Here is a 6213-nt window from a genome sequence, read left to right on the forward strand (position 1 = left end):
GAAATATCAGGATTATAATCAAAAGAAATTTTATTCAAAATATTAATGTCTTTTAAAGTGTTCGTTTTTGAACTTAAAAAATAAATTATCTTTTTTAGATTTATATAATTTTTCGTTATTATAAAAAGCCCTTTATAAAACGCAAAATATAAAAAAGGTTTTTCGTTTCCTATAATAAAAAATTCCAAATCGTCATAATTGATTTTATTCACATTATATTTTGTCCCGTTTATATTCAATTCTTTTATACTAAATTGAAAAAAATTATTCGCAAAAAAATTAATCAAATTTCCCGTATCCAAAAAATAAAATAATTCCGAATCTTCCAAATTATTATTATACTGCCATAATAAAATCGACGCGTTTCTTTTTGATAAAATTGAAAATATTATTTTGTTTAGAAAATTAGAATCGTTTTTCAAATTATTAAAAGTTTCAAAAATTATTGGAGATTTTATTTCATCAGAAAATTTTAATAAACTATTATTAAAATTTTTTGCGCTAATATACGCAATGCTGTCTTTTGGCATTCTTACTTTATGCATATATTTTTTATGCAAACCGTAAGGATAAAAACCGTATATAATAACCGCTAAAATTATAATTATTAATATCGCAAAAAATATAATTAAAAATTTTATCTGCCTTCGTCTTTTTATGCTTATCATAAAATCGATTAAAAATTATTTAATATACGAATAAAAAAATCTTCTTATTTCCAAAGTGTCGACAAACACATCTTTAAGTTTATTGTTCTGCATAGAAGACGCCGTATAATGATATAGAGGAATCAAAGCCATATCATCGCCTATTAGCATATCTTCCGCTTTATGCATATTTGACATTCTTATATTATTATCCATAGTCGACTGCGCTTCCAAAATAAGTTTATCATAATTAACATTGCTGTAGCCGACTCTATTGCCCGCTCCGTTAATCGTAAATAATTGAAGAAAAGTCATCGGGTCCAAATAATCGCCTATCCAATCGGCTCTGCATACGACATAATTTTTAGTTTGTCTATTTTTTTGAAATACGGACCAATCTTCTTGGGTTATAATCATATCTATATTTAAATTTTCTTTCCACATCTGCTGAATCGCTTCCGCTATAATGACGCCCGAACCTGGGTTGGTTTTAAATTCCAATACTGGAAAATTAGCTCCGTTTGAATATCCCGCCTGACTTAAAAGTTCTTTCGCTTCTTCAACATTGCTTTTATAATCTTCTTTATCGGCGCTGAAATATTTTATTCCGTTTTCTCTAAAATCTCCTTTTATATCTTTGAGTCCGTAAGGAACGAAAGCTATTGCAGGTTTTTCTCCGCCTTTGGTAATATTTTCCACTATATAATTTCTGTCTATTGCGAGGGCTAAAGCTCTGCGAACTCTTTTATCTTTCACAATAGAATTCGTATTATTCAAAGCGTAATAAGAAGTTCCAAGCGAAGGAGTCGAAACCAAATAGCCTTCTTCTCTTAAAGCGTCTATATCGCTATTTGGAATCCTTGAAGAATAAAGCAAAGTTCCTTCTTTTAACGCGGCATAAGCGGTCGCCACATCGGAAAACATAATAAAATCTATTCTATTTGCTTTCAAAGAATTTTTATTCCAATAATTATCGTTTATTTCCAAAGAGATGCTTTCATCGGGTTTTCTTTCTATCATTTTATAAGGACCGTTTCCGATATAAGTGTCGGGCGAAAAAGTCCAATTATCGTTTCCTTCTACAAATTCTTTTCTAAGAGGCGAAAATATAGGAACGGAAGCAAGCTCTAAAAAATAAGCCGTAGGTTTTTCAAATTTTATAATTAAAGTTTTATCGTCAATGGCTTCTATTCCCAACTCTTCTATATTCAATTCTTTCGCCATTATTTTATCCGCATTTTTTATCGGAGAAATTAAAAAACTGTAAGATGACGCCGTTTCTGGATTTGCAAGTCTTCTGAAAGAATAAACGAATTCTTCTGCAACGACTGGTTTTCCATCGCTCCATTTTGCGTTATCTCTTAAATGAAATATTATAGTCAAACCGTCTTCGGAGATTTCCCAATCTTTAGCGACTCCACCTATTATATTATTATTTTTATCTTTTGTTGTGAGTCCCTCGAATGTATGAACGGCATAAATCATACTGTCTATTGCAGACAAAAAAGAAGGGTCTATACTTTGAGGCTCGGCTCCAACGCTCACTCTTATTATGTCGTTGGAATTTCTTACCGAACAGGAAAAACAAAAAGTTAATAAAGTTAATAATAAAAATAATACTTTCTTCATTATGATTACCTCGTTTTATTATTTAAGATTTTAATGCAAATATTTATTAAAGTTATATCAAAATAGTAAATATTTGTCAATAAACTAAAATATTATATTGACAATAAATTATAAAATGTTAGAATATATTAACTTTTTAATTTTATATTATTTCAAGGATAAATTTTTTATGGAAAAAACGATAATATTAATCGTAATTGGAATTATCGCTATAGTCGGAATTGTGAATTATATAAAAAGAATGAAATCGGGAAGCTGTTGCTCGGGAGAAGGAACTTTGAATACCGAAAAAGTGAAAGTAAAAGATAAAAATAAGAAGCATTATCCCTACAAAAAAGTTTTGAATATCGGCGGAATGACTTGTTCTCACTGCGCTAAAAATATAGAAAATCATCTTAATAAAATAAATAATGTTTATGCGAAAGTAGACTTCGATAAAGAGGAAGCGGTTATTTTAATGAAAGAAGAATTGGACGAAAAATTATTAGAAGATGCGATTAAAGATTCTGGATATAGATATTATATAAAAGATTAAACGGGAACTTTTTTAAAATTTAATCGTCTAAAATTTGAAATAGAAAGGATATTAAAATGAAAAATAAAATTATATTTATATTATTATTCGTTTCCGCTATAATATATGCGAAATCTGAAATTCCTCCGAGTTCTTTGCCTAAAAACGCTCAAGAATTTATAGAATCGATTTATCCTCAAACTCCTATCGAAGAAATAAAAATGGATAAAGGCGTATATACGGTAAAACTTGTAAATGACGCAAAAATATCTTTTACCGCTGACGGAAACTGGATAAAAATAGACGGCTATTATAATTATGTTCCAGAAAAAGTATTGCCCGAAGCCGTTATAAATTCAATAAATTCTTTTTTGGCTAATTCAAAAATAGTCGATATAGAGAAAAAAGCGGGAGTTTATAAAATAAGATTTTCCGACAGAAAAGTTATAAGAATAACCGACAGCGGAAATATTATTTATCAAGGTTTTTAAATTTGTTAAATAAATTAAAATTCTTCGATTTTTTTAGTTATAAAATTTATTATATTTTCTTTTGAAATTTTAATTGGCTCGTTTTCTTTTTCAAAATAAATAAAATTTCCGTCTCCCGTTCCAGCGACTCCGAAATCCGCATGTCTCGCCTCGCCCGGTCCGTTTACAACACATCCCATAATCGCTATAGTAATATTTTTTTTGATATTCTGAACATGCTTTTCAATATAGCTTGCAACTTCTTCAACTTCCACTTGACATCTTCCGCAAGTTGGACAGGATATTATTTCTACGGAAGGTTCTTTTCTTAATCCTAAAAATTTCAAAAGCATTTTTCCCGCCATAACTTCTTCGATAGGGTCGCCCGTTATGGAATATCTTATTGTGTCTCCGATTCCGCTCATTATAAGATAGGATAACGCGCTTGTGCTTTTTATTAACGAGCTTCTTAAAGTTCCAGCTTCCGTCACTCCCAAATGAATTGGATAATCGTATTTTTTTCTAAATAAAATATTCGCGTCTATTGTAGTTTTTATATCCGAAGATTTTAAAGAAACTTTTATATTTGTAAAATTCAAATCTTCCATTAATTTTATATGTTCTCCCGCGCTTTCAACCATATTTTCGGGGCTAACTTCTTTATAAATCGTTCTGTCCAAACTTCCGCCGTTCACTCCGACTCTTATAGTCAAATCTCTTGCCTTCGCTTCTTTTATAACTTCTTTAACTTTTTCTTTATCTTTAATATTTCCAGGGTTTAATCTTAAAGCGTCAATTCCGTTTTTCATACTTTCCAAAGCGAGTCTATAATCAAAATGAATATCGGCGATTAAAGGAATTTTTATTTGAGATTTTATTTCTTTTATAGATTTTGCGGCGTCCATATCCAAAACGGCAAGCCTCACAATATCCGCTCCCGCTTCTTCGAGGGCTTTTAATTGTCGGACGGTTGATTTTATATCTCTTGTGTCGGTATTCGTCATCGATTGAACGGTTATAGGATTTCCGCCTCCTATTAAAATATTTCCGACTTTTACGATTTTAGTTTTATTCATTATGATAAAATTTCCTTAAATTAAAAAAATTAAATAAATATAAAATATAATAAAACAATAGAATTAAAAAAACAAGCCCGTTAATTTATTTTAAATAGTCAAGTAAAATTTTCACCAATCTTACGCCAATCGTCATTGTGAGTATTATTTTTATCGTCATTGCGAGCTTTCGTAAGAAAGCGTGGCAATCCACTTTGTATAGCAATGACAATTATATAAACCTGATAACAATGGGCTTTAGCCCATTGCCTAATACAAGGGGTTTCCCGAAGGGACGCAGAGCGAAAACCCCTTGTTATTAAGAGATGCTAACGAATTTATAATTGGATTGCTTCGTTCGTTTCACTCACTCGCAATGACAAATTTTTATCTGTCATTGCAGACTTTATAACTTGTCATTGCGAGCGTGAGCGAAGCAATCCACTATTATAAAGTTAAATTTTAAAATCAAAATTCTATTATTTTGGATTACTTCGATTTATAAAATAAATCTCGCAATGACAAACTCTAAAATGCAAATAAAAAGAGCCTGCCATTTCTGGCAAGCTCCATTAAATTATTTTGTGGTTATATTAAAGTTATCTTATTATCTTGCGCTATCAGTAGGGTAATTATTAGGGTCGTAAGTTTTATCAAACGCCCAGCGGAAACTTAAATGGTAAAGTTGATGCGTTTCGTTCATATGCGGCTGATATCTTTCAGGAGAGTTTCCTTTTATGTTATAGACGCCGTTTCCATTTCCATCATCATATCCAGTAAATCTCTCAGATGCATATGATTGAAGAGCATAAGCCGTTCCGCTCCAACCTTTTGTGCCAGCCTGTCCATTTACTCTAAATAAACCCGTTCCTAAATCCACAGGATACCCAGGATGCACTACCAATATTTCCATTCTACCGCCATATCTATGACTCATTTTAAGCGTTGAGTTAGCCCAGAAGAATTCATTAACCACATCGCTATTAAGACTAGTAGCTTGGCTTGCATGCATCGCAAAAGTATAAAGTCCGCCTATGGTATAATTTCCGCTCCATGTTCCTCCGTATTCCGTAGAAGAATGAACATTATTTCCGTAGCCTTGTTTTAATAGAACGATAGCGCCGCCTTGAAACCATTTCAATACGGTGTCGGGCTTTTTGCTCCAGCGAATATTATAATTCGCATCGAAGAAGAAATCTCCGTCTCGAGTTTTTATATACATTCTTCTTTTTCCGTCTCTTTGTCTTCTGTCAATCATGTTTTTCCAGATTCTATCCAATCTGTCCGTATCATTGTAAGATACTCTAGTCCATGGCGGATTCACTCCGAAAATATATACTCCTCTGTAAGAAGCGCCGTAATAAGTTTTTCCTTTCGTTTGTTCGACATTCCATACATTTCCCGTGTCTCCGTTATTGTCGCCCAAATCTCCGACTCCACTATCTCCGCCTGAGCTTCCTCCATTCTCATTTGTCACAGTTCCCGTGTTAGTGATAAAAGTAATGTTTGTCCTCTCGGTAAATGTAGGGAGATTACTTCCTCCTCCACCAGAACCGCCTTGACTAATACTGCTCGGATTAGTCGCGTCGTTTCCTCCACAAGCGACAAGTCCAATAACCACAATAGCCATTATCGTTAGAAATACGATAATTTTAAAATCGCTTACTTTTCTCATAGCAAGCCTCCTATAATTAAATTTATTTATAAGAATTTCGTTTTTATTAATTTAGAATTTCCAAAATCAATTTTTTTTAATCAATTTAAAATTTCTAAATCAATTAACTTCATCCTTACACTCATAGTATAACAAATTTTTAAGAAAAGTCAAGTAAAATTTTTTATTGTTGTTAAAAAAAAAAAAAAATAAGAAATTCTAAAAAAGTAATGAATTTATGAAA

The 6213-nt window shown here is 31.5% G+C and carries 5 protein-coding genes and 1 pseudogene; 2 read left to right on the forward strand and 4 right to left on the reverse strand.

Going from position 1 to position 6213, the window contains the following annotated elements:
• Both ACR0QS_RS09855 and ACR0QS_RS09860 read right to left on the reverse strand, forming a co-directional pair.
• Positions 1–668: pseudogene (locus tag ACR0QS_RS09855) on the reverse strand (hypothetical protein); the annotation flags it as partial.
• A gap of 15 nt (positions 669–683) precedes the next feature.
• A complete protein-coding gene (locus ACR0QS_RS09860; protein WP_432633276.1) occupies positions 684–2276 on the reverse strand; it encodes a peptide ABC transporter substrate-binding protein in 1593 nt (530 codons plus the stop codon).
• Positions 2277–2445: 169 nt separating this feature from the next.
• Between ACR0QS_RS09860 and ACR0QS_RS09865 the strand changes: the two genes are divergently transcribed.
• Positions 2446–2811 (forward strand): heavy-metal-associated domain-containing protein, encoded by a 366-nt coding sequence (locus ACR0QS_RS09865; protein ID WP_432633277.1) that lies wholly within the window; start codon positions 2446–2448, stop codon positions 2809–2811.
• A gap of 56 nt (positions 2812–2867) precedes the next feature.
• Positions 2868–3281: a PepSY-like domain-containing protein gene (locus tag ACR0QS_RS09870; RefSeq protein ID WP_432633278.1), complete on the forward strand. Its 414-nt coding sequence runs from the start codon at positions 2868–2870 to the stop codon at positions 3279–3281.
• A gap of 14 nt (positions 3282–3295) precedes the next feature.
• Here the strand turns inward: ACR0QS_RS09870 and ispG are convergent, their stop codons facing one another.
• Both ispG and ACR0QS_RS09880 read right to left on the reverse strand, forming a co-directional pair.
• Positions 3296–4336 (reverse strand): flavodoxin-dependent (E)-4-hydroxy-3-methylbut-2-enyl-diphosphate synthase, encoded by a 1041-nt coding sequence (gene ispG, locus ACR0QS_RS09875; RefSeq protein WP_432633279.1) that lies wholly within the window; start codon positions 4334–4336, stop codon positions 3296–3298.
• Positions 4337–4922: 586 nt separating this feature from the next.
• A complete protein-coding gene (locus ACR0QS_RS09880) occupies positions 4923–5990 on the reverse strand; it encodes a hypothetical protein (protein WP_432633280.1) in 1068 nt (355 codons plus the stop codon).
• Positions 5991–6213 lie beyond the last annotated feature (223 nt).

Source organism: Brachyspira sp., assembly GCF_050873525.1.
In the GTDB taxonomy this organism is placed as follows: domain Bacteria; phylum Spirochaetota; class Brachyspiria; order Brachyspirales; family Brachyspiraceae; genus Brachyspira.